Origin of the sequence: Nocardioides pinisoli, assembly GCF_024199985.1 — a bacterium.
In the GTDB taxonomy this organism is placed as follows: Bacteria; Actinomycetota; Actinomycetes; order Propionibacteriales; family Nocardioidaceae; genus Nocardioides; species Nocardioides pinisoli.
Genome location: NZ_JANARS010000001.1, coordinates 20,454 through 41,503, shown reverse-complemented (window position 1 = coordinate 41,503; position 21,050 = coordinate 20,454). Strand labels below are relative to the sequence as shown.

At 73.3% G+C, this 21,050-nt stretch carries 24 protein-coding genes; 16 read left to right on the top strand and 8 right to left on the bottom strand.

What is annotated here, in order from left to right:
* Positions 1–31 precede the first annotated feature (31 nt).
* The 6 genes from serS to NCI01_RS00185 all read left to right on the top strand — a co-directional run bounded on the left by serS (position 32) and on the right by NCI01_RS00185 (position 4,472).
* On the top strand, positions 32–1,303 hold the full coding sequence (gene serS / locus NCI01_RS00210) for a serine--tRNA ligase (protein ID WP_254179456.1): 1,272 nt from the start codon (positions 32–34) through the stop codon (positions 1,301–1,303).
* An 82-nt stretch (positions 1,304–1,385) separates the two neighbouring features.
* Positions 1,386–2,192: an HAD family hydrolase gene (locus NCI01_RS00205; protein ID WP_254180172.1), complete on the top strand. Its 807-nt coding sequence runs from the start codon at positions 1,386–1,388 to the stop codon at positions 2,190–2,192.
* Positions 2,193–2,194: 2 nt separating this feature from the next.
* Positions 2,195–2,512: a DUF1905 domain-containing protein gene (locus tag NCI01_RS00200; RefSeq protein ID WP_254179455.1), complete on the top strand. Its 318-nt coding sequence runs from the start codon at positions 2,195–2,197 to the stop codon at positions 2,510–2,512.
* Complete coding sequence (locus NCI01_RS00195) at positions 2,512–3,330, top strand: HAD family hydrolase (RefSeq protein WP_254179454.1); 819 nt, start codon at positions 2,512–2,514, stop codon at positions 3,328–3,330. Before NCI01_RS00200 ends, NCI01_RS00195 begins: the two co-directional genes overlap by 1 nt.
* A 10-nt stretch (positions 3,331–3,340) precedes the next feature.
* Positions 3,341–3,913, top strand: a complete 573-nt coding sequence (locus NCI01_RS00190; RefSeq protein ID WP_254179453.1) for a hypothetical protein — start codon at positions 3,341–3,343, stop codon at positions 3,911–3,913.
* A 1-nt stretch (position 3,914) separates the two neighbouring features.
* A complete protein-coding gene (locus NCI01_RS00185; RefSeq protein ID WP_254179452.1) occupies positions 3,915–4,472 on the top strand; it encodes a hypothetical protein in 558 nt (185 codons plus the stop codon).
* A gap of 4 nt (positions 4,473–4,476) precedes the next feature.
* Here NCI01_RS00185 and NCI01_RS00180 read toward each other — a convergent pair whose 3' ends face one another.
* The 4 genes from NCI01_RS00180 to mobA form a co-directional block, all read right to left on the bottom strand.
* Positions 4,477–5,118: a bacterial proteasome activator family protein gene (locus NCI01_RS00180; RefSeq protein WP_302181412.1), complete on the bottom strand. Its 642-nt coding sequence runs from the start codon at positions 5,116–5,118 to the stop codon at positions 4,477–4,479.
* Between the two features lie 99 nt (positions 5,119–5,217).
* Positions 5,218–6,186 carry an NAD(P)H-quinone oxidoreductase gene (locus NCI01_RS00175; protein ID WP_254179451.1) on the bottom strand — a complete coding sequence of 323 codons (969 nt, stop codon included), beginning with the start codon at positions 6,184–6,186 and terminating at the stop codon, positions 5,218–5,220.
* A 4-nt stretch (positions 6,187–6,190) separates the two neighbouring features.
* Positions 6,191–6,514, bottom strand: coding sequence for a DUF6457 domain-containing protein (locus tag NCI01_RS00170; RefSeq protein ID WP_254179450.1), 324 nt, complete (start codon positions 6,512–6,514; stop codon positions 6,191–6,193).
* A gap of 45 nt (positions 6,515–6,559) precedes the next feature.
* On the bottom strand, positions 6,560–7,138 hold the full coding sequence (mobA, locus tag NCI01_RS00165; protein WP_254179449.1) for a molybdenum cofactor guanylyltransferase: 579 nt from the start codon (positions 7,136–7,138) through the stop codon (positions 6,560–6,562).
* Between the two features lie 65 nt (positions 7,139–7,203).
* Between mobA and NCI01_RS00160 the strand changes: the two genes are divergently transcribed.
* From NCI01_RS00160 to NCI01_RS00140, 5 genes are read left to right on the top strand one after another with little or no spacing between them, the layout of a single operon-like run.
* Positions 7,204–7,968, top strand: a complete 765-nt coding sequence (locus NCI01_RS00160; RefSeq protein WP_254179448.1) for a carbon-nitrogen hydrolase family protein — start codon at positions 7,204–7,206, stop codon at positions 7,966–7,968.
* An 11-nt stretch (positions 7,969–7,979) separates the two neighbouring features.
* Positions 7,980–9,299: a hypothetical protein gene (locus NCI01_RS00155; RefSeq protein WP_254179447.1), complete on the top strand. Its 1,320-nt coding sequence runs from the start codon at positions 7,980–7,982 to the stop codon at positions 9,297–9,299.
* 56 nt (positions 9,300–9,355) lie between these two features.
* On the top strand, positions 9,356–9,583 hold the full coding sequence (locus tag NCI01_RS00150; protein WP_254179446.1) for a biotin/lipoyl-binding carrier protein: 228 nt from the start codon (positions 9,356–9,358) through the stop codon (positions 9,581–9,583).
* Between the two features lie 25 nt (positions 9,584–9,608).
* Complete coding sequence (locus NCI01_RS00145) at positions 9,609–9,983, top strand: hypothetical protein (protein WP_254179445.1); 375 nt, start codon at positions 9,609–9,611, stop codon at positions 9,981–9,983.
* A 28-nt stretch (positions 9,984–10,011) separates the two neighbouring features.
* Complete coding sequence (locus tag NCI01_RS00140; protein WP_254179444.1) at positions 10,012–11,022, top strand: aldo/keto reductase family protein; 1,011 nt, start codon at positions 10,012–10,014, stop codon at positions 11,020–11,022.
* Between the two features lie 109 nt (positions 11,023–11,131).
* Here NCI01_RS00140 and NCI01_RS00135 read toward each other — a convergent pair whose 3' ends face one another.
* The gene (locus NCI01_RS00135) at positions 11,132–12,400 is read right to left on the bottom strand and encodes an MFS transporter (protein WP_254179443.1); all 1,269 of its coding nucleotides are present in this window, start codon (positions 12,398–12,400) and stop codon (positions 11,132–11,134) included.
* Between the two features lie 66 nt (positions 12,401–12,466).
* Between NCI01_RS00135 and NCI01_RS00130 the strand changes: the two genes are divergently transcribed.
* On the top strand, positions 12,467–12,799 hold the full coding sequence (locus NCI01_RS00130; protein ID WP_254180170.1) for an ArsR/SmtB family transcription factor: 333 nt from the start codon (positions 12,467–12,469) through the stop codon (positions 12,797–12,799).
* A gap of 10 nt (positions 12,800–12,809) precedes the next feature.
* On the opposite strand, the gene NCI01_RS00125 is transcribed toward NCI01_RS00130, so the two are convergent.
* The gene (locus NCI01_RS00125; protein ID WP_254179442.1) at positions 12,810–13,418 is read right to left on the bottom strand and encodes a vitamin K epoxide reductase family protein; all 609 of its coding nucleotides are present in this window, start codon (positions 13,416–13,418) and stop codon (positions 12,810–12,812) included.
* 134 nt (positions 13,419–13,552) lie between these two features.
* Here NCI01_RS00125 and NCI01_RS00120 point away from each other — a divergent pair, with 134 nt between their 5' ends.
* The gene (locus tag NCI01_RS00120) at positions 13,553–14,452 is read left to right on the top strand and encodes a cation diffusion facilitator family transporter (RefSeq protein ID WP_254179441.1); all 900 of its coding nucleotides are present in this window, start codon (positions 13,553–13,555) and stop codon (positions 14,450–14,452) included.
* 71 nt (positions 14,453–14,523) lie between these two features.
* Complete coding sequence (locus NCI01_RS00115) at positions 14,524–15,147, top strand: DUF2238 domain-containing protein (RefSeq protein WP_254179440.1); 624 nt, start codon at positions 14,524–14,526, stop codon at positions 15,145–15,147.
* Here the strand turns inward: NCI01_RS00115 and NCI01_RS00110 are convergent.
* Positions 15,140–17,011, bottom strand: a complete 1,872-nt coding sequence (locus NCI01_RS00110; protein ID WP_254179439.1) for a hypothetical protein — start codon at positions 17,009–17,011, stop codon at positions 15,140–15,142. The genes NCI01_RS00115 and NCI01_RS00110 overlap by 8 nt on opposite strands.
* A gap of 187 nt (positions 17,012–17,198) precedes the next feature.
* On the opposite strand from NCI01_RS00110, the gene cls reads away from it, so the two are divergent.
* Together cls and NCI01_RS00100 are read left to right on the top strand one after the other, a co-directional pair.
* On the top strand, positions 17,199–18,680 hold the full coding sequence (gene cls, locus NCI01_RS00105) for a cardiolipin synthase (protein WP_254179438.1): 1,482 nt from the start codon (positions 17,199–17,201) through the stop codon (positions 18,678–18,680).
* Positions 18,681–18,746: 66 nt separating this feature from the next.
* Positions 18,747–20,234 carry a fused MFS/spermidine synthase gene (locus tag NCI01_RS00100; protein ID WP_254179437.1) on the top strand — a complete coding sequence of 496 codons (1,488 nt, stop codon included), beginning with the start codon at positions 18,747–18,749 and terminating at the stop codon, positions 20,232–20,234.
* 7 nt (positions 20,235–20,241) lie between these two features.
* Here the strand turns inward: NCI01_RS00100 and NCI01_RS00095 are convergent, their stop codons facing one another.
* Complete coding sequence (locus NCI01_RS00095; RefSeq protein ID WP_254180169.1) at positions 20,242–21,012, bottom strand: HAD-IIA family hydrolase; 771 nt, start codon at positions 21,010–21,012, stop codon at positions 20,242–20,244.
* Between the last annotated feature and the right edge of the window lie 38 nt (positions 21,013–21,050).

Sequence of the window (21,050 nt, the reverse complement as noted above, 5' to 3'; positions counted from 1 at the left end):
GCTGCGCTCCCCTCGCCGCAGGGACCCCGAGATGATCGATCCCCGCCTGCTCCGTGACGACCCCGACCGCGTGCGCGCCGCCCAGGCCAAGCGCGGCCTGTCCGACGACGTCGTGGACCGGGCGCTGGCGGCGGACTCCGCGCGCCGCCGGGCGATCGCCGACTTCGAGGCCAAGCGGTCGGAGCAGAAGGCCAGCGGCGCCCTCGTCGCCAAGGCGCAGGGCGAGGAGAAGCAGACCCTGCTCGCGCAGGTCAAGGAGCTCGCCGCGAGCGTGAAGGAGGCCGAGGCCGCCCGCAACGCCGCCGAGGCCGAGTGGGACGAGGCCATCAAGGCGATCCCCAACCCGGCCGCCGACGAGGCGCCTGCCGGCGGCGAGGACGACTTCGTCGTGCTCGAGCACATCGGCACCCCGCGGGAGTTCGACTTCGAGCCGCGCGACCACATCGAGCTCGGCCGGCTCCTCGGCGCGATCGACCTCGAGCGCGGCGCCAAGGTCAGCGGCTCGCGCTTCTACTTCCTCACCGGCATCGGCGCGCAGCTCGAGCTCGCGCTGGTCAACATGGCCATGGACCAGGCGCGCAACGCCGGCTTCACCCAGGTGATCGCCCCGTCGCTGGTCAAGCCCCGCGCGATGGAGGGCACCGGCTTCCTCGGGCAGGCCGCCGACGACGTCTACCGCATCGAGGGCGAGGACCTCTACCTCGTCGGCACGAGCGAGGTCGCGATGGCGGCCTACCACTCCGACGAGATCCTCGACCCCGCCTCGCTGCCGCGTCGCTACGCCGCCTTCAGCCCGTGCTTCCGCAAGGAGGCCGGCAGCCACGGCAAGGACACCAAGGGCATCATCCGCGTCCACTGGTTCGACAAGGTGGAGATGTTCGTCCACACGACCGTCGAGGAGTCCTACGCCGAGCACCAGCGGCTGCTGGCCTGGGAGAAGGAGTTCCTCGACGGGCTCGAGCTCGCCTACCGGGTCATCGACACCGCGGCAGGCGACCTCGGGCTCAGCGCGCAGCGCAAGTTCGACTGCGAGGCGTGGATCCCGACGCAGGGCAAGTTCCGCGAGCTCACCTCGACGTCCAACTGCACCGACTTCCAGGCGCGGCGCCTCGACATCCGCACCCGCGACGACAAGGGTCAGACGGTGCCGGTCGCGACCCTCAACGGCACGCTGACGGCGATCCCGCGCGCGATCGTGGCGATCCTCGAGACCCACCAGAACGAGGACGGATCGGTCACCGTGCCGCAGGCGCTCCGTCCCTACCTCGGCGGCCTGGAAGTGATGAAGCCCCTTGGAGACTGAGTCGCGAGCGCAGCGAGCCACTCAGGCTCCTGAGGACCGTTCGAGCGCAAGCAACGACGACTGGACTCCCCGCGTCGTCGCACTGGACATCGACGGCACCCTGCTCAAGTGGGTCGACGGCCAGACCGAGGACTACGAGACGATCACGCCCGAGGTCTACGACGCCGTGCACCGCGCGCTCGACGCCGGTGCCCACGTCGTGCTGGCCAGCGGTCGCTCGCCCCACGGAATGACCAGCATCGCGGACCTGCTCGACATCCCGCGCGAGGAGGCCGACCAGCTCTGGGTCGTGGCGTCCAACGGCGCCGTGGTCTTCCGCTACCCGCCGATGGAGGTCGTCCACGAGGAGACCTTCGACGCCGCGCCCGCGGTCGCCGCCGTGCTGGAGCACCACCCCCACGCGCTCGTAGCGGTCGAGGAGCGCGAGGTCGGCGGCTACCGGGTCAACCGCGTGTTCCCCGACGGCGAGCTGTCCGGTGAGCAGATCATCACGCACGTCGACGACATCGTGGGCGACCCGGTCAGTCGTGTGATCATCCGTGACCCGCAGGCGACGGCTGACGACTTCCTCGAGCTCGCCGCCAAGCTGGGCCTGCACGGCACCGACTACGTCGTGGGCTGGACGGCGTGGCTCGACCTCTCCCCGGTCGGGGTGTCCAAGGCGTCGGGCCTGCAGCACGTGGTCGACAAGATCGGGCTCCGCGCGGCCGACGTGCTGGCCATCGGCGATGGGCGCAACGACATCGAGATGCTGCGCTGGGCCGGGCGCGGCGTGGCGATGGGCCAGGCCGTCGACGAGGTCAAGGAAGCGGCCGACGACGTGACCGCGACGGTGCACGACGAGGGCGCCGCAGTCGAGATGTCGCGTTGGTTCCCCCAGGACTCCTGAGCGTGGACGAGGGCGTCACCTTCACCGCCGTCCTCTGGCGGTGGACCGCGCGCGAGGAGTCCGCCGACACCGGCGCGTGGTGCTTCGTGACCCTGCCGCCCGACCTCGCAGACGAGGTGCGTGAGCGGGCGGGCGAGCCGCGGGGCTTCGGCTCGGTCCGGGTCCACGCGGCGGCGGGTGGCACCACCTGGGACACCAGCGTGTTCCCCGACAAGCAGTCGGGCAGCTTCGTGCTGCCGGTCAAGAAGGCCGTCCGGGCAGTGGCCGGCGTCGGTGAGGGCGACGAGCTGACCGTGACCCTCGTCGTGCGGGAGGCCTGATGGGCACACCGCGCCTCGTCGCCACCGACCTCGACGGCACCCTGCTCGACTCGGAAGGACGGGTCTCGGCACGCACCCGCGCGGTGCTCGACGAGCTCGACGCCGTCGGCGTACCCGTCGTCTTCACCACAGGTCGGCCCATCCGCTGGATGGAGGAGCTGTGGGAGGCGGTCGGCGGTCACGGGCTGGCGATCTGCAGCAACGGCGGGATCGTCTACGACGTCGCGCGCCGGGAGGTGCGCACCGCTCGGACCATCCCGGCCGAGGTGCTGGTCGAGGTCGCCGAGCGGCTGCGCGCCGACCTGCCGGGCACCGTCTTCGCACTCGAGAAGACCACCGGCTTCGCGAAGGAGCCAGGCTTCATGCCGCGGCTGTCGGTCAACCTGGCGCCCGACGTGCCGACGGCTCCCCTCGAGGAGCTCGTCGACGGTGACGTGGTCAAGCTGCTCGCCCGGCACGAGGACCACGAGCCCGAGCCCTACTGGGAGCTCGTGGCCGAGGCCCTCGGCGAGCAGGTCGTCACCACGTGGTCGTCCGTCGGCACCCTCGTGGAGATCAGCGCAGCGGGGGTCACCAAGGCGTCGACGCTGGCCACCGTCGCGGCGGAGATGGGTCTCGGCCCCGACGACGTCGTCGCCTTCGGCGACATGCCCAACGACCTGCCGATGCTGGAGTGGGCCGGAACCTCCTACGCGATGGCCAACGCCCACCCGACGGTGCGCGACCTCGCCCACCGCCTCGCGCCCCACCACGACGACGACGGGGTGGCCACGGTGCTGGCCGACCTCTTCGGTCTCTCCTCCGGTCTCCCTCGCTAGGCTTCCCGCCATGATTCGTGCCGTCCGACTCGCTGCTGCACTGCTCCTGGCGTGCCTCGGCCTCGTGGTGACGGTCCAGGCCCCGGCCGCGGCCGACTGCACCTGCCAGGGGGGCCAGCAGCTCGAGCAGCAGGTCCAGCGCGCCGACGCCGTCTTCATCGGCACCGTCGACAACGTGGAGGTCGCCGGCAGCGACCACACCTACGACGTCACCGCCTCGCGGGCCTACCAGGGCACGCCGGAGCGCTCCACCCAGGTCTTCTCGGCCGGTGGCAAGAACGCCTGTGGCCTCGGCGAGCTCGCCGTCGGCACGTCCTACGTCTTCCTCGCCACCGGCACCGAGGCCCCCTTCGAGGCCGACAGCTGCGGAGGCACCAGCGAGGCCAACCCGACCAAGGTCGCGAAGATCGAGGCCCTCCTCGGTGCGGGCACCTCGGTCGAGCCGCCCCCGCCGCCGACCGCCCAGCGCACGCTGGTCGAGGACTCGCCGCCCGCCGGCTTCGCTCGCGCGGCGGCCCCCGGAGCGGCCGCCGCGATCATCGGCCTCCTCGGCCTCGTCGTCGTACGACGCCTCGCGCGCTGACGTGCTCTCCCGCCTGCTCGCCGTCCTGGCGCTGCTCGCGGGTGCACTGGTGCTGGGCTCGGCCGCCCCGGCGGCGGCGTGCAGCTGCGTGAGCGACGACCCCGCCGAGCTCGCTGGTCGCGCCCAGATCGCCTTCGTGGGGGTGCTCACGAGCCAGCGCAGCGACGGCTCGGTCGTCGCCCACCACTTCGAGGTCGAGGACGTCCGCGCGGGTGTCGTGCGCCGCAACCAGGACGTGGTCACCCCCGACGCGGGTGAGGCGTCCTGCGGGGTGCGGTGGTCGGCTGGGGTGCGGATGGTCGTGCTGGGATACCTCGACGACGACGGCAGGCTCGCGTCCAACCTGTGCAGCGGATCGGTCCCCGCCAGCGCCGCGACCTACGACGCCACGCTCCAGGCACTGGGGGAGCCCCGCGACCCGCTGCCGGGCCGGTCGATGGTCGCCCTCGACACGACGAGCGGTCAGGGCCTGCTCTGGTCCGCCGTGGCGGTCGGGGTGGTCGGCGCGCTCGGCATGGTCGTCGTACGACGCCTCGCCCGCCGGTCGGCCTCGAACTGAGGCCTCAGAGGTACATGCCGCCGCGGCTGCCCGCGGAGTCGTCGTCCCCGCCGCCGGCCGGCATGGTGGGCATGCCGGTGGGCTGCTGCTGCGGTGCGTGGCCGGCGTGGCCCGCCGGGAGCGCCCGACGCATCTGCTCGAGCTGGGCGCGCGAGGCCATCTGCTGGGCGTAGATCGCGGTCTGGATCCCGTGGAAGAGACCCTCGAGCCAGCCGACGAGCTGGGCCTGGGCGATCCGCAGCTCGCCCTCCGATGGGGTGCCGTCCTCGGTGAACGGGAGCGAGAGCCGCTCGAGCTCCTCGACCAGCTCGGGCGCGAGACCGGTCTCGAGCTCCTTGATGGAGGCGGCGTGGATGTCCTTGAGCCGGTTGCGGCTGGCCTCGTCGAGGGGCGCGGCCTTCACCTCCTCGAGGAGCTGACGGATCATGCTGCCGATGCGCATCACCTTGGCCGGCTGCTCGACCAGCTCGGTGATGTGGCGCTCGCCGTCGCCGTCCTCGTCGTCACCGTCGCTCGCGACCTGCGTCATCGCCGGGAGCGCGCTCGCGGGGATGGTGCCGATGGACTGGCCGTCGGGGCCGACGACCACGACCTGGTCCTCGCCGTCGGTGGGACCACTGGTGGGCTCGGGCTGCTGCTCACTCATGGCGCCAACCCTATGACCCACCCGGTGGCCCCGTCGTGGGCGGTGCGTGACGCAGCTTCTGGGCGCCGAGAACGTGTCTCATGCACCGCCCGGGGGACGTCAGACGGTCAGGACGATCTTGCCGGCGCGACCGCCGTCGTCCATCAGCTGGTGGGCGCGGGCGACGTCGTCGAGCGGGAGGGTGGTCTCGACGATCGGGCGGACCCGGCCGGCCGCGACGAGCGGCCAGACGTTCTCCACCACCTCGCAGCAGATCTTGGCCTTCTCGACCAGCGGTCGGGCGCGGAGCGAGGTCGCGGTCACCGAGGCGCGCTTGCGGAGCAGCGCGTTGATGTCGAGCTCGCCCTTCGACCCGCCCTGCATGCCGATGATGACGAGGCGACCACCGGTGGCGAGGGCGGAGACGTTGCGGCCGAGGTACTTCGCGCCCATGTTGTCGAGGATCACGTCGGCACCGCCGGCCTCGGCGAGCACCTCCACGAAGTCCTCGTCGCGATAGCTGATCGCGCGGGTCGCGCCGAGCGAGCGGCACAGCTCGAGGGTCTCCGGGGAGCCGGCAGTCGTGTAGACCTCCGCCCCGCGTGCCGCGGCGAGCTGGATCGCCATCGTGCCGATGCCGCCACCGCCGCCGTGGACGAGGAACCGCTCACCCCTGGCCAGGTGGGCGGTCATGAAGACGTTGGACCACACCGTCGCCGCGACCTCGGGCAGGCAGGCCGCCTCCACGAGGGAGACGCCGGGTGGCACCGGCATGACCTGGCCGACCGGCACGGCCACGCGCTCGGCGTAGCCGCCGCCGGCGAGCAGCGCGCAGACCTCGTCGCCGACCTTCCAGCCCTCGACCCCCTCGCCGACCTCGGCGATCCGGCCGCTGCACTCGAGGCCGAGGACCTCGGAGGCGCCGGGCGGGGGCGGGTAGTGGCCCATCCGCTGGAGGGTGTCGGCGCGGTTGACCGCGGTGGCCGCGACGTCGAGGAGAACCTCGCCGGCACCCGGGCGCGGGTCGTCGATCTCGCCCACGGACAGGACCTCGGGGCCACCGGCCCCGCTGCTGACGGCAGCACGCACGCGATCAGTCCTCGTAGGCGTCGCTGGAGTGGTCGACCGAGGAGTCGTCGGGCACCTCGTCGTCGACGTCGTCGGGGTCGGGAGCGTCCGCGGGCCGGTCCCAGCTCTCGGCGAGCTGCTGGGCGCGGGCGGCGAACTTCTCGACCTGCTCGGGGTTGGCGTCGTAGGCGCCGGCCGCGACGCCGAGGAGGTAGGCCGTGATGGGCGCGGCCGTCTTCTGCACGTTCTGCGCGGCCGTGCGGGCGAGGTCGAGGACGAGCCCCTCGTCGACCTCGGTCTCGACGTCGAGCACGTCGCTCAGCTCATCGATCCAGTCGTGGAGGTTCACGAGGCCAATCTCTCGCACCCCACCCGGGTGCGGCAAGGGAGTCGCTCAACCGCGCAGGTCGCGCAGATCGGCCCACGAGTCGACGTCGACCGCCTCCTCGCCGGTCGCGGCCACCTCGGCGAGGTCGAGCGGCGCCAGCAGGCGGTGCAGCGCCATCCCGTGCTGCGCCTCCAGCCCGGGTCGTACGACGTCCAGCCGGGCCGCGTCGAGCACGCCCGCGAGCTGCCGCCGCCCGTCGCCGTCGACCAGGAACGCCCCGTCCCGGCCCGCCGCCGCCTCGCGCAGGCGCCGCATCGTCGTCGCGGTGACCCTGGGCATGTCGACCGCGAGCACCCCGACCAGGCGTGGCCGGCGCAGCAGCGCGTCGACCCCGGTGAGCAGACCCGCCACCGGACCGCCACGGGGCGGGTCCTCGACGACGAAGGTCACCGGTCGCGCGGTCCGGACGGTGCCCGGACACACGACCACGACCTCGTCGGCATCGACGAACGCGTCGACGGCGTAGTCCAGCAGCGACCGGCCGGCCAGCTCGACCGACGCCTTGTCGACCCCGTCCATCCGTGCGGCGGTGCCGCCGGCCAGGACCACGCCGCAGAAGCCGCCGGCGGTGAGGTCGAGGTCCATGCCGGCATCCTCGCAGCCGGGCGCCGGCGGCGGACCCACACCGCCTCGCGCTCTAGGCTGGGTGGATGACCGACCAGCTCCGCGTGCGCGTCCACCAGTGGGCGAGCGGGCTCGACCCCGACGCCAACCGCGCCCGGCTCGCCGCGGTGGAGCCGGGCGCCGACCTGGTCGTCCTCCCGGAGGCCTTCGCCCGCGACTTCGGCGAGGCCGGGTCCGACGTCAGCGCCTACGCCGAGCCGGTCGACGGGCCGTTCGCCCGCGAGGTCGCCCGCGTCGCGGACTCGACGTCCGCCACCGTGGTGGCCGGGATGTTCGAGGTCGCGGACGATCCCGCCCGGCCCTTCAACACCCTCGTCGCCGCCGGCCCGCACCCCGCGACCTACCGCAAGATCCACCTCTACGACTCCTTCGGCTACCGCGAGTCCGACCGCCTCACCGGCGGCGCGGTCGAGCCGGTGGTCGTCGACGTGGCGGGCTGGCAGGTCGGCCTGATGACCTGCTACGACCTGCGGTTCCCCGAGCTCGCCCGGCGCCTGGTCGACGCCGGGGCCGAGGTCCTCGTGGTGCCGGCGGCGTGGCTGCCCGGTGACCGGAAGGTCGCCCACTGGCGCACGTTGCTCTCCGCCCGGGCCATCGAGAACACCTGCTTCGTCGTCGGCGCGGGGCAGCCCGAGCCCCGCTACGTCGGGCACTCCGCCGTGATCGGCCCGCTCGGCGACGTCATCGCCGAGGCGGACGGTCGCGAGCAGGTCGTCGACGCGGTCCTCGACCGCGACGACCTCACCGCGGCCCGCCGCACCAATCCGTCGCTCGCCAACCGTCGGCTGTAACCTCCACGGTCGTGCCTTCCCCCACCTCCGACAGCCCCCGCGGGTCCTCCCGCGGCAAGCGGGCTGCCGAGCGGCCGCCCTCGCGGCTGAGGCGGATCCGGAAGCGCGAGCCCGCGAGCACGACCACGCCGGCGCCTGCCGAGACGGTGCCCGCCGAGACGACTCCTGCCGAGACGACGCCGTCCGAGACGCGGCCGGTCGAGAGGGTGCCGGCGGTGCAGCCCGCCCCCGCGCCTGTCGTCGCCGCGGCGTCGACAGCCCCGGCGTCGACAGCCCCGGCGTCGACAGCCGTGGCCGAGACCGACACCGGGACGACCGCCCCCGACGGCCCGCGCCGCTCGCTCCTCGCCTTCTGGTTCGGCGTCCTGCTCCTCGGCGCCGCCGCCCTCGGCTGGTCGGCCCTGAGCGGCACGCTGAACGACGTCGCGGCGGTGGGTGACGCGGGCACGGCGCCCGAGTGGCTCGACGGTGCCGGCGCGGTCGCGGTGGTCACGTCGCTGTCGTGGCTGCTGGCGACCCGGACCGCAGGACGCGCGCTCGTCTCCGCGGGCCTCGCGCTGGTCCTCGGCGTCGCCAGCCTGCTGGTCGGCGGCCGCGTGCTGCCCACCGGCGCCGCGGTGATGACCTGCGTGGTCGGCAGCGTGTACGCCGTCATGGTGACGGTGCCGGCCGTCACCGGCTGGAAGGCCATGCGGGAGGCAGTCATCGCCGCGCTCGTCGCCGCGGTCGCTGCGTTCGCCGCCGTCGGGTTCGAGCCCACGGTGGCGATCGAGCGGTTCGAGATCGTCACCCTGCTCCTGGCCCTGGTCCTCGTCCTCGCGATCGTCTACCGGCTCGGCGCCGGCCTGCACGGCCTGGGCCGTCGCGGCATGATCGTCGTCGCCATCGGCCTGGCCGTACTCTTCGCGACCCTGGCCTACGCCGAGCTGCTGCGCCGCTACGGCGCCCAGAGCTTCGTGTCCTCGGTCCTCGACTTCGCCGACTGGACCTCGGCCCGCATCGGCGCGTTCCCGCGCCCGCTGGTGGTGCTGCTCGGCATCCCGGCGCTCGTGTGGGGCACGCACGTCCGCGCCCGCCGCCGCCAGGGCTGGTGGTTCTGCGCCTTCGGTGTCGCCGCCACCGTGCCGCTCGCGACGGGGCTCGTCTCCCCGGACACCTCCTACCTCGAGGCCGGCCTGCGGGCGGCGTACTCGCTCGTCCTCGGCCTCCTGATCGGCTGGCTGGTCATCCGCGCCGACCTCGCGCTCACCGGGCCGAAGGGCCGCGGCGGGCGCCGCGCCGAGGAGGCCGGGCCGCACCGGCCCGAGCCGCGCCGCTTCGCCGAGCTCTGAGCCGCGTCGGTCGCCCGATCAGCGGCTACGGCGCGGTAACCGCTAGCGTCGGTGCCATGGCCCGCCCCACCTCCCTCGAGATCGTCTCCGAGCTGGTCGCCAACGTCCTCGCCATCGAGGTCGCCGAGGGCGACCGCGTCGAGGCCGGCGACACCGTCGTGCTGCTCGAGTCGATGAAGATGGAGATCCCCATGCTCGCCGAGCGCGGCGGCACCGTCACCGCGATCAAGGTGACCGAGGGCGACGTCGTCCAGGACGGCGACGTCCTCGTCGTGCTGGACTGACCCGTCGCCGCGCCGGCCGCCGACCATGGGTGACGCCCGGGTCCGCCGCTGGTCACGGCGGATCGTGCACCCGCGTCTGCTGCTCACGACCAGCGACCCGGACGCCACCCTCGCGGCGCTCGCGACCGCGCTCGCCGACCGCGGCTTCCGCACCCGCCCCGCCGGCGACGGCTTCCGGGCCACCCGGCGACCCTGGCTGTCCTGGCTCGCGACCGCGGCCTCCACCTCGTGCGTGCTCCTCGTCGAGACCACGTCGCCGACGACGGTCGTCGTCGACGTGGAGCACTGCGGCGACCACCCGGCGCCCGTCCGCGTCGCGCAGGCGCTGACCGACGCCGTACGCCGTCTCACGTCCGCCGGCGTCGAGGTGCACCCGGGCGGGTGGCAGGCCGTCCCCTGAGTTCGGCGGCCTCGCTAGTGTCGGAGGAATGGAATTCCGATACCTCGGCAACAGCGGACTGAAGATCTCCGAGATCACCTACGGCAACTGGCTCACGCACGGCTCCCAGGTCGAGAACGACGTCGCCACCAAGTGCGTGCGCGCCGCGCTCGACGAGGGCATCTCGACCTTCGACACCGCGGACGTCTACGCCAACACCGCGGCGGAGACCGTCCTCGGCGAGGCGCTGAAGGGTGAGCGTCGCGAGTCGCTGGAGATCTTCACGAAGGTCTACTGGCCGACCGGCCCGAAGGGCAAGAACGACACCGGTCTCTCACGCAAGCACATCATGGAGTCGATCAACGGCTCGCTCGAGCGGCTGCAGACCGACTACGTCGACCTCTACCAGGCCCACCGCTACGACGTGGAGACCCCGCTCGAGGAGACGATGCAGGCCTTCGCCGACATCGTCCGGCAGGGCAAGGCGCTCTACATCGGTGTCAGCGAGTGGACCGCCGACCAGATCCGGGCCGGCGTCGAGCTGTCGAAGGAGCTCGGCTTCCAGCTGATCTCCAGCCAGCCGCAGTACTCGATGCTGTGGCGGGTCATCGAGGACGAGGTCGTGCCGACGTCGAAGGAGCTCGGCGTCTCGCAGATCGTCTGGAGCCCGATCGCGCAGGGCGTGCTCACGGGCAAGTACAAGCCCGGCCAGGCCCCGCCCGAGGGCTCCCGTGCCACCGACACCAAGGGCGGCGCCGACATGATCTCGCGCTTCATGCGCGACGAGGTTCTCACCGCGGTGCAGGACCTCGAGCCCGTCGCGAAGGACTGCGGCCTCACGATGGCCCAGCTCGCCATCGCCTGGGTGCTGCAGAACGACAACGTGGCCGCCGCCCTCGTCGGCGCCTCGCGCCCCGAGCAGGTCGCCGACAACGTCAAGGCCGCGGGCGTGAAGCTCGACGACGACGTGATGAAGCGGATCGACGACGCCCTCGGCTCCGTCGTCGTACGCGACCCGGCCAAGACCGCCGAGGGGATGCCGAAGACCCGCGTGGTCTGACGCCCGCTCCGGCACCTTGCCGGGACCAAGCGCCGAGGAACTGCGGCCGGACGACGTGCTCGAGGGGTCTCGGGTGGTCGTCCGGCCGCAGTTCTGTGTGGCCCGGACCTCAGGCCACGACCCGGGTCACCCGGTAGCGCACGAAGGCGGGGACGGCGAGGGCGGCGAGCACCGTGCCGACGATGACGAGCACGCCGCCACCGGCCGCGGCGACGGCGGCACCGGTGACCGCGGCGGCCGCTCCGTGGGCGACGTCGGCGACGCGCGGGCCGCCGGCGACCACCACGATGAAGATTCCTTGCAGCCGCCCGCGCACGGAGTCGTCGGCCGCGGCCTGCAGCATGGACGTACGGAAGGCCGCGGAGGCCATGTCGGCGGCCCCGCCGACCGCGAGCATGAGCACCGCGATGCCGAGGAAGAAGGCCGGGGCGGCCGGGGCGAGCATGGCGGCGACGCCGAAGCCGACCATCGCGAGCCCCCACACGAGGATGCAGACGATCACGGCGAGTCCCTGCCGCTCGACCCGCGACACCCACCCGGACAGGACGCCGCCCACGACCGCGCCCGCGGGGATCGCCGCGAAGAGCAGCGCGAAGGCCAGGCCGCCCTCGCTGGGGCCGGCGAAGGCGACGTCCGCCAGCTCGGGGAAGAGGGCACGCGGCATGCCGAAGACCATGGCGATGATGTCGACGACGAACGACATCATCAGCACCGGCTGGGTGCGCAGGTAGCGGAAGCCGTCGACGACGGCCCCGATCCCGGGCGTCACGGTGACGCCCATGACCGGCAGGGGCGGGAGGCGTACGACCGCGCCGAGGGTCGCGAGGAGCGTGATCGTGTCGAGCAGGTAGAGCCACGAGAACCCGATCAGAGGGATCAGCGCTCCGCCGACGAGGGGGCCGGCGATGCCCCCGGCCTGCATCACGGTCATGTTGAGCGAGTTGGCCGCGGGCAGCAGGTCCGCGTCGAGCAGGCGTGGCAGCAGCGCGGACCTCGTGGGCTGGTTGACCGCGAAGAAGGCCTGCTGCACCGCGAAGAGCGACAGCAGCAGCCAGACGTCCTCGACCCCGAGCGCGGCCTGGAGCCAGAAGCATGCACTCGTCGCGATGAGCCCGGTCGTGGTGATCAGCAGCAGGGTCCGGCGGTCGAAGACGTCGGCGAGCGCCCCGCCCCAGAGCCCGAAGACCACCAGCGGGACCAGGCCGAAGATGCCGGTGAGCCCGACGTAGGCCGACGAGCCGGTCATCGCGTAGATCTGCGCGGGCACCGCCACGACGGTCAGCTGCGCCCCGACGACCGTGACGATGTTGGCGCGCCAGAGCCGCTTGAAGTGGGGGTTGGCGAGGGGGCGGGTGTCCGCCAGCAGTCGCCTCTCCACCCGCGCAGGCTAGGTGACGGCCCGGGACGTCCCGTGCGGCGGATGGCCTAGCATCGTCGCGTGGCGATGGGAACGGAGACGACCGGGCTGGCCGCCGAGGCGGCGCTCTTCCACGCGCTCTCCGACCCGTCGCGCCTGCTGATCGTGCGGCACCTGTCGCTGGGCGAGCACCGGGTGGTCGACCTCACCGCGCACCTCGGGCTGGCGCAGAGCACGGTGTCCAAGCACCTGGCCTGCCTCAAGGACTGCGGCCTGGTCTCCTCGCGCCCCGAGGGCCGGGCGTCCCTCTGGTCGCTGACGAGCGCGGCAGAGCTCGCCGAGGTGCTCGCGACCGCCGGGCGCCTCCTCGCGCTGACGGGCGTCGGGCCCGAGCACCACTACGAGGAGCGGCACCCGTGAGGCCGCGGCCTCAGAGCAGCGACGACCAGTAGGACCAGAACCGCTCGAGGATCAGCAGCACGATGACGAGGAAGGTGCCGAAGACCAGCGGCCCCCGCCAGTCGCGCAGCCCGTCCGCGAGGCGACCGTCCGGCGCCGCCCCGAGGGCGCCCGCGCCGACGTTGCGGGCGGTGACGTACCAGAACAGCGGGATCACCACGGCCCACACGACCATGCAGTAGGGGCACAGCGCGCCGATGCGGTAGAGACTCTGGAAGGCGAGCCAGCAGACGAACGCGAAGGCCATGCTGACGCCGACCTGCAGGCCCACCCAGTACCACCGCGCCAGCCGCCCGCCGGCCAAGAGCGCCGCGCCCGTGGCGACGACCACCGGGAAGGTGGCCACGCCGATGATCGGGTTCGGGAAGCCCAGCAGGGCGGCCTGCGCCGACTCCATCACGTTGCCGCAGCTGAGGACCGGGTTGATGCTGCACGTCGGCACGTAGCCGCTGTCCTCGGCGAGGCGGATGCGCTCGATGAGCAGGACCGCCGAGGCGACGAGGCCGATCAGGCCACCGAGGAGCAGCCCGATCGCGAGCGGTCGCTCCTGGGGCTCGCCGACGGCGGCGCGGGTGCTCATGGCGGGGGCGTTCTCCTCCGAGCGGGGGCAGGTCGCCCCCATCCTCCGGCATCGGGCAACTGGGGCAGGTGCCGGGTTTGACGCGGCATCGCCGTGTGGCGATGATACAGACCAGCGACGATGGAGGTACGGGAATGGGTGCGGGACACGGGCACCACCACGCGGGCGCCCGGCACCGGTGGCGGCTCGCGGTCGCCTTCGCCCTCGTGGCGGGCTTCTTCGGCGTCGAGCTCGCGGTGGGGCTCGCGACGGGGTCGCTGGCGCTCGTCTCCGACGCGGGCCACATGGCCGCCGACGTGGTCGCGCTCGGCGCCGCGCTCGTCGCGACGAAGATCGCGACCCGCCCCGACGGCACCGGCCGGCGCACCTACGGCTCCTACCGCGCGGAGGTGCTCGCCTCCGGCCTGACGGTCCTGATCATGCTGGGGGTGTCGGTCTACGTCGTGCTCGAGGCCGTACGCCGTGTGGGCGAGGACGTCGCGGTCGCCTCCGGCCCGCTGCTGGTGGTCGGCGCGCTCGGCCTGGTCGTCAACCTCGTCTGCCTGGTCCTGCTGCGCGGGGGCGCCTCGGAGTCGATCAACGTCAGGGGCGCCTACCTCGAGGTGGCGGCCGACGCGGCCGGCAGCGTCGGCGTGCTCGTGGCCGGCCTGCTCGTCCGCCTGACCGGCGACGGCTGGTGGGACACCGTGGTCGCGGTGGCCATCGGCGCCTTCGTCGCCGCTCGCGCACTGGTGCTGGGGCGTGAGGTGCTGGCGGTGCTCGGCCAGCACGCGCCGCACGACGTCGACCTCGAGGCCGTGGTCAGCGACCTCGAGTCCGTCCCCGGTGTCGCGGAGGTCCACGACCTGCACGCGTGGACGCTGACGTCCGGCATGAACGTCGCGACCGCCCACCTCGTCCTGCGGGTGGGGGCCGACGCCCAGGTCGTTCTCGGCGCGGCCGGCGCGGCGCTGCGAGAGGGCCACGGCATCGAGCACGCGACGCTGCAGGTCGAGGCGTTGCCCGCGCAGGAGTGCCACGCGGCCACCTGGTGAGCGGCCCCGGCGTTGCTGACACACTGGCGCCCGACGCCCGACCGCCGTGGCGCTCGACGATGGAGGACCGGGTGACCGAGGCAGCAGCGATCGAGCACCCGTTGACGCCCACGCTGGCGAAGACGGCCAACGTCCTCGCCAAGGGCGCCCTGCTGCTCCTCCTGCTCTTCGCGGTCCTGCACCCCGACCAGGCCAACCTGCGCGACAAGGCCGCCGGCATGCGGGCCATCGGCTACCCGCTGATGTCCTTCACCGTGCCGGTCCTGTGGTGGGTGCTGTGGCGCCACCGCATCTCGTTCCCGTGGCTGCCCGACCTGCTGATCACCATCACCTGCTTCACCGACATCCTCGGCAACCGGATGGACCTCTACGACACGGTCGTGTGGTTCGACGACTGGATGCACTTCATGAACACCGGCCTCCTCGCGGCGGCGTTCATCCTCCTCACGCTGCACCGCGACGTCGGGTTCTGGCGCGTCCTCGAGCGTGCCCTCGCCTTCGGGGCGAGCGCCGCCATCGCGTGGGAGGTCGCGGAGTACTTCGCCTTCATCAGCCGCTCGACCGAGCGGGAGTTCGCGTACGCCGACACGCTGGGCGACCTGTCGCTCGGCACCGCCGGCGCCGTGGTGGCGGCGGTCGTCCTCCACGGTGCGTGGCGACGCGGGCACCTGCTGCACCCGCACCCGCTCACCTGACGGTCGCCGCCTCGCGCTCGAGCGCGACACCGTTGGCCCAGGCGTACGTCGTCAGCAGGGCGGTGAGCGGCCACACGAGCGCCGTCACGAGCTGGGGGATGCCGCTCACGACGCCCCAGGGCGCCGGGGCGACGATGAAGACGAGCGCCGCGAGCACCCCGCCGAGCACGGACACCAGCACAGCCGACACGGCGAGCACGACCAGCACGGTGAGCACCTGCGGGCGGACCAGCCGGCCGCTGCGCACCAGGGCCCGCCAGCCGGCCAGGCCCTCGAGCTGCACCACCGGGAGCACGAGCGACCACGCGACGAACAGCACCAGGGCGACGGGTGACAGGACGCCGGTGAGCAGCAGCGGGAGCAGGACCACGGCCCAGAGCGCGGCCGTGGCGAGGAGTGCGGGCACGCGGGACCGGACCGCCCCGGCGAGGGAGCGGAGCGACACCGGGCGGGAGGCGTCGAGGTCGACGACGGCCTCGGCGGAGGCGAGCTGCGCCCAGGCGAGCGACAGCGCCCAGGCGACGACCGCGAGCCCGGACAGCGCCGACCACCACCACGCCGACACGGGCGGGGTGGCCGCGGTGAGCGCCGAGGAGGCGACCGAGGCCAGCGCGGCCGGCGCCGCGACGAGCAGGAACACCCGCCAGTGCCGGCGCAGCATCCGCACCGCGGCCGCGACGACCTCGCCCGGGCGGCGGTGCGCGACCGCGGGCCACGGGGAGGCGCCCGCCCAGCCGGAGCGGCGTACGACCCAGCCGAGCGCGAGGACCGCCCCCAGCAGGACGAGCAGGGTCGGCCACGGGTCGGCGGAGAAGCGGCGGAAGACGTCGGAGCCCGTGCCGACCACGGTGCAGAAGTAGACGCCCGCCTCGTTGCCCGCCACCTCCGCGCCCGGCAGCGAGAAGCTGTGGTCGCGCGCCTTGGCCGACCAGGTGAACGGCTTCCGCCAGGCCTGCTTCATGTTGGGCCCGGTCGGACCCTCGTAGAAGCGCTGCGGCCCCACCTCGCCCCAGTGCCCGCGGTAGGTCGTCCACGGGTAGGACTCGGCGGCGGCGTCGAGGTCGCCGGGGATGGTGCGGACCTCGGGCCGCACCTCCTCGTGCGGGCCGATGGTCGTGTCGCACCCGAAGCCCTCGGTCGAGGACCGCCCGAGGTAGAGCCCCTCGTCGTACTGGCTGGCGTGCGACCCCGCCGAGACGTAGACGACGGGGTGGGTGCCGTCGAGCTCGAGCTTGTCGTCGTCCCACGCGGCCCGCTCGGCGCCGTAGTGCTGGGAGTAGAGGACGAGGTCGGGGTCGGTCTCCAGCGCCGCCGCCGCGTCGCCGACGGGGAACTCGACCTGGATGCGCTCCCAGTCGGCCTCGTGCTTGTTGTTGTAGTCGTTGAACGGGTAGAAGAAGAAGTACTGCAGCGCGATGCGGTCCTCGACGCCCGGCTGGGTCGCGACGTGGGCGTAGATCGTCGGGATGGGGTCGGTGCCCCACACGCTGTCGGCCCACTCCTCGTAGGTGCAGCCCGGCTTGAGCGGGTCGCCCGGCTGGTCGAGCGCATAGCCCTCGAGGCCCTCGGCCAGCTCCTCGGCCGACGGCCCGACGGCGACGAGGTCGCGATCGGTCCACGGCCCGCGCAGGGCGATCGACGGCTCGTCGAACAGCGGGTCCACGTCGCTGGGCACGTAGGGCTCGCCCGGTCCGCACGACTCGTCCTGGCGCACCAGCCTCATCACCGGTGCGTACGCCTCGGCGAGCTGCTGCTCGGCCGCGAACCCCTCGGCCGCCTCGTCGGCCGCTGCCGCTGCCGGCGCCGGGACGGCGAGCAGCACCGCTGTCGCGGCCAGCAACGTCGCGCGCGCACGCCCGCCCATGTGGGTCTCCCTCCCGCCCGGCCCACGACCTGACCGAAGCGTGGCGGAGGGGCGCCGTCGAGCGCAACGGGCCGCTATCGTCTGGCCATGTCGGCGCCCGTCCTCCGCAGCCGGCACGACGTCGCCGACCGGGGCCGCGGCCTGCTCGACCGCTCGGCGACGCCCGTCCCGACCGAGGGAGGCTGACGTGCCGAGCGACGCCACCACCACCCTGCTCGCGATCCTGGGCGGGGTGGCCGTGCTCATCGGGATCGCGCTCCGCGTCGCGGCCCTGGGCATCATCCCGGCCAGGCGCAAGCCGTCGACCGGCGTGGCCTGGCTCCTGCTGGTGCTGCTCGCGCCGGCCTTCGGGCTGGTCGCCTTCCTCTTCTTCGGCAGCGCCCGGCTGGGCCGTCGCCGCGAGGCCGCCCTGCGCCGCATCAACGCCACCATCGCGGAGCGGACCGCGCCCGTGGTCGCCGCCGCGCAGCCGCGGGACGTGCCGGCGTACGTCGCCTCCGCCACCCGGCTCAACCACCGGCTCGCCGCGCTGCCGCTGTCCCACGACAACACCGTGACGCTGCTGGAGGACTACACCGGCTCGATCGCGGCGATGACCGCCGCGGTGCAGCGCGCCGAGCGCTACGTGCTGGTCGAGTTCTACATCACCGCCCTCGACGACCTGACCCGGCCGCTGCTCGACGCGCTCGCCGACGCCGTACGACGCGGGGTGACGGTGCGGCTGCTCCTCGACCACCTGGGCTCGCGCGGGATCCCGGGGTGGCCGGACCTGCGGGCCGCCCTCGACGCCTCGGGGGTCGACTGGCACCCGATGCTGCCGATCGCGCCGCTGCAGGGGAAGTTCCGCCGGCCCGACCTGCGCAACCACCGCAAGCTGCTGGTGGTCGACGGGCTGGTCGGGTTCACCGGCTCGCAGAACCTCACCGAGCCGGGCTACAACAAGCCGAAGAACCACCGGCTCGGCCGCGAGTGGGTGGAGCTGATGGTGCGGCTGCGCGGCCCGGTGGTCGCCTCCCTCGAGGCCGTCTTCGCCTCCGACTGGGCGCTCGAGACCGGTGAGGTCACCGCCGTCGTGCCGTCCCCGCCGGCAGGCGACCCGGAGCCCGGGGAGGTGGCGGGGGCGAGCTGCCAGGTGGTGCCGAGCGGGCCCGGCTACGAGGCGGAGAACAACCTGCTCCTGTTCACCACCCTGATCTACGGCGCCACCCGCCGGCTGTCGCTCACCAGCCCCTACTTCGTCCCCGACGAGTCCCTGCTCTACGCCGTGACGACCGCCGCCCGGCGCGGCGTGGAGGTCGAGCTGTTCGTCAGCGAGGTCTCCGACCAGTTCATGGTCGGCCACGCCCAGAACTCCTACTACGAGGCGCTGCTCGAGGCGGGCGTCCGGATCCACCGCTACCCGGCGCCGGCGATCCTGCACGCCAAGCACTTCTCCGTCGACGACGACGTCGTGGTGATCGGCTCCAGCAACATGGACCTGCGCTCGTTCGCGCTCAACTTCGAGGTGTCGCTGATGATGACCGGCACCGACGTGGTCGCGGCCGTGCGGCGGGTCGAGGACCACTACCGGGAGGTGTCCCGCGAGCTGACCCTCGAGGAGTGGTCGCAGCGCGGGCCCGGCAAGCGCTACGTCGACACGGTCATGCGGCTCACGGCGGCGCTGCAGTGAGGTCCGTCGCTGCCGCCGGTCCTCGCGCTGCAGGCGGACGCGGACCCTCCTGACAGGATCGGGCGCATGCCTCCCGAGAGCACCCCGCGGCGCGACCTGTCCGCGTGGGGCGCAGCGGCGCTGGTCTTCGGCTCGTCGGCGGCCGTGCTGGTGGTCGAGCTGGTGGCGCTGCGGCTGCTCGCCCCGCACTACGGACTGACGCTCGAGACCAACACCCTCGTCATCGGGATGGCCCTCACCGCCATCGCTGCAGGCACGTGGGCGGGCGGGTGGACCGCCGACCGCGTCGCCCCCCGACCGCTGCTCGGGCCGCTCCTCGGCATCTCCGGCGCGGCCGTGGCCCTGACGCCGGCCGTGGTCCGCGGGGCGGCGGCCGCCGGCGACGCCGGGCTGCTCCTCCTCGCGGCCACGCTGTCGATCCTGGTCCCGGGCGTCCTGCTCTCGGCCGTCAGCCCGGTCGTCATCAAGCTCCGCCTCACCAGCCTCGCCGAGACCGGCACGGTGGTGGGGCACCTCTCGGGCATCGGCACGGTGGGCGCGATCGTCGGGACGGTCGTCACCGGCTTCGTGCTCGTCTCGCGGGTGCCGGTCAGCGGGATCCTGGTCGGCCTCGGCGTCGTGCTCCTGGTGACCTCGGTCGTGGTGCAGGTGGCCGGCCGGCGCGGTCGCGGCGACGCCGTGCTGGGCGTGGTGGTGGCGCTCGCCGGCCTCGGCGCGGCGGCGGCGCCGAGCGGCTGCGACGTCGAGACGACCTACCACTGCCTCGCCGTCACGGCCGACCCCGACCGGCCCGACGGGCGGGTCCTGGTCCTCGACGGGCTGCGCCACTCCTACGTCGACCTCGAGGACCCGACGCACCTCGACTTCGCCTACGTGCGGGCGATGGCCGCGGTGGTCGACGCCTCCTTCCTGATCGGCGAGCCGCTCGACGCCTACCACCTCGGCGCGGGGGGCCTGACCCTCCCGCGCTGGCTCGCGGCGACGCGGCCGGACTCCAAGAGCCGGGTCTCCGAGATCGACGCCGGTGTGGTGGAGGCCGACCTGCGGCTCCTGGGCGGGGAGCTGCCCGACGGCGTCGAGGTCGAGGTGGAGGACGGCCGCCTCGCGATCGACGACCTCCGGCCCGGCACCCTCGACCTCGTCGTGGGCGACGCCTTCGGCGGGGTCAGCGTGCCGTGGCACCTCGCCACCCGCGAGGCACTCGCCGGGCTGCGGGCCGGGCTGGAGGCGGACGGTCTCTACGTCGCCAACGTGATCGACCACGGCCCGCTCGACTTCGCGCGGTCCTACGTGCGCACGGCCGGCGAGGTGTTCGACGAGGTGGCGCTGCTCGCCGCTCCCGACGTCCTGGCGGGTGAGGACGGCGGCAACATGGTCGTGGTCGCGTCCCGGAAGCCGCTCGACCTCGACCGCGTCGGCGACGGTCTGGAGGAGCGCGGGCTGGACTGGACGTCGCTGACGGGTGCGGACCTGGCCGCGTGGGCGGGCGACGCCCCGGTGCTCACCGACGACTTCGCGCCCGTCGACCAGCTGCTGACGCCGTACGGCCGCTGATCCGGCCTCAGACGTCCTCGGGCAGCCTCATCTCGCCGACGTAGGGCACGACGTCGGCGATCGAGTCGACCACGAGGGTCGGCCGGTAGGGGAAGTCCTGGACCTGGTGGCGCTCGGTGGCGCCGGTGGCCACCAGCACCGTGCGCATGCCGGCCTCGAGGCCGCTGATGATGTCGGTGTCCATGCGGTCGCCGATCATCACGGTGGTCTCGGAGTGGGCGTCGATGCGGTTGAGGGCGCTGCGCATCATCAGCGGGTTGGGCTTGCCGATGAAGTAGGGCTGCCGGCCGGTCGCCGTGCTGATCAGGGCCGCGACCGACCCCGTCGCGGGGAGCATGCCCTGCGCGCTCGGCCCGCTCGGATCGGGGTTGGTGGCGATGAAGCGGGCGCCGTCGTTGATCAGCCGGATGGCCCGGGTGATCGCCTCGAAGGAGTAGGTGCGCGTCTCCCCGAGCACGACGTAGTCGGGGTCCTGGTCGGTCATCACGTAGCCGATGTCGTGGACCGCGGCGGTCAGCCCCGTCTCGCCCACGACGTACGCCGACCCGCCCGGGCGCTGGTCGTCGAGGAACTGGGCGGTCGCCAGCGCCGAGGTCCAGATCGACTGCTCCGGCACGTCGATGCCGCTGCTGCGGAGCAGCCGCACCCGTAGGTCGCGCGGGGTGAAGATCGAGTTGTTGGTGAGGACGAGGAACGGGATGTCCAGCTCACGCAGCGCGCTGATGAACTCCTTCGCGCCGGGGATCGGATCCTCCTCGCGGACCAGGACGCCGTCCATGTCGGTGAGCCAGGTGTGGACGGCGCGGGGTTCGGTCA

What these genes read in the sequence shown, in the direction of transcription:
- serS (WP_254179456.1), top strand. Translation starts at nt 32, where the DNA reads ATGATCGATCCCCGCCTGCTCCGTGACGACCCCGACCGCGTGCGCGCC.
- NCI01_RS00195 (WP_254179454.1), top strand. Translation starts at nt 2,512, where the DNA reads ATGGGCACACCGCGCCTCGTCGCCACCGACCTCGACGGCACCCTGCTC.
- NCI01_RS00190 (WP_254179453.1), top strand. Translation starts at nt 3,341, where the DNA reads ATGATTCGTGCCGTCCGACTCGCTGCTGCACTGCTCCTGGCGTGCCTC.
- NCI01_RS00180 (WP_302181412.1), bottom strand. Translation starts at nt 5,118, where the DNA reads ATGAGTGAGCAGCAGCCCGAGCCCACCAGTGGTCCCACCGACGGCGAG.
- mobA (WP_254179449.1), bottom strand. Translation starts at nt 7,138, where the DNA reads ATGGACCTCGACCTCACCGCCGGCGGCTTCTGCGGCGTGGTCCTGGCC.
- NCI01_RS00160 (WP_254179448.1), top strand. Translation starts at nt 7,204, where the DNA reads ATGACCGACCAGCTCCGCGTGCGCGTCCACCAGTGGGCGAGCGGGCTC.
- NCI01_RS00150 (WP_254179446.1), top strand. Translation starts at nt 9,356, where the DNA reads ATGGCCCGCCCCACCTCCCTCGAGATCGTCTCCGAGCTGGTCGCCAAC.
- NCI01_RS00145 (WP_254179445.1), top strand. Translation starts at nt 9,609, where the DNA reads ATGGGTGACGCCCGGGTCCGCCGCTGGTCACGGCGGATCGTGCACCCG.
- NCI01_RS00140 (WP_254179444.1), top strand. Translation starts at nt 10,012, where the DNA reads ATGGAATTCCGATACCTCGGCAACAGCGGACTGAAGATCTCCGAGATC.
- NCI01_RS00130 (WP_254180170.1), top strand. Translation starts at nt 12,467, where the DNA reads ATGGGAACGGAGACGACCGGGCTGGCCGCCGAGGCGGCGCTCTTCCAC.
- NCI01_RS00125 (WP_254179442.1), bottom strand. Translation starts at nt 13,418, where the DNA reads ATGAGCACCCGCGCCGCCGTCGGCGAGCCCCAGGAGCGACCGCTCGCG.
- NCI01_RS00120 (WP_254179441.1), top strand. Translation starts at nt 13,553, where the DNA reads ATGGGTGCGGGACACGGGCACCACCACGCGGGCGCCCGGCACCGGTGG.
- NCI01_RS00110 (WP_254179439.1), bottom strand. Translation starts at nt 17,011, where the DNA reads ATGGGCGGGCGTGCGCGCGCGACGTTGCTGGCCGCGACAGCGGTGCTG.
- NCI01_RS00100 (WP_254179437.1), top strand. Translation starts at nt 18,747, where the DNA reads ATGCCTCCCGAGAGCACCCCGCGGCGCGACCTGTCCGCGTGGGGCGCA.
- NCI01_RS00095 (WP_254180169.1), bottom strand. Translation starts at nt 21,012, where the DNA reads ATGGACGGCGTCCTGGTCCGCGAGGAGGATCCGATCCCCGGCGCGAAG.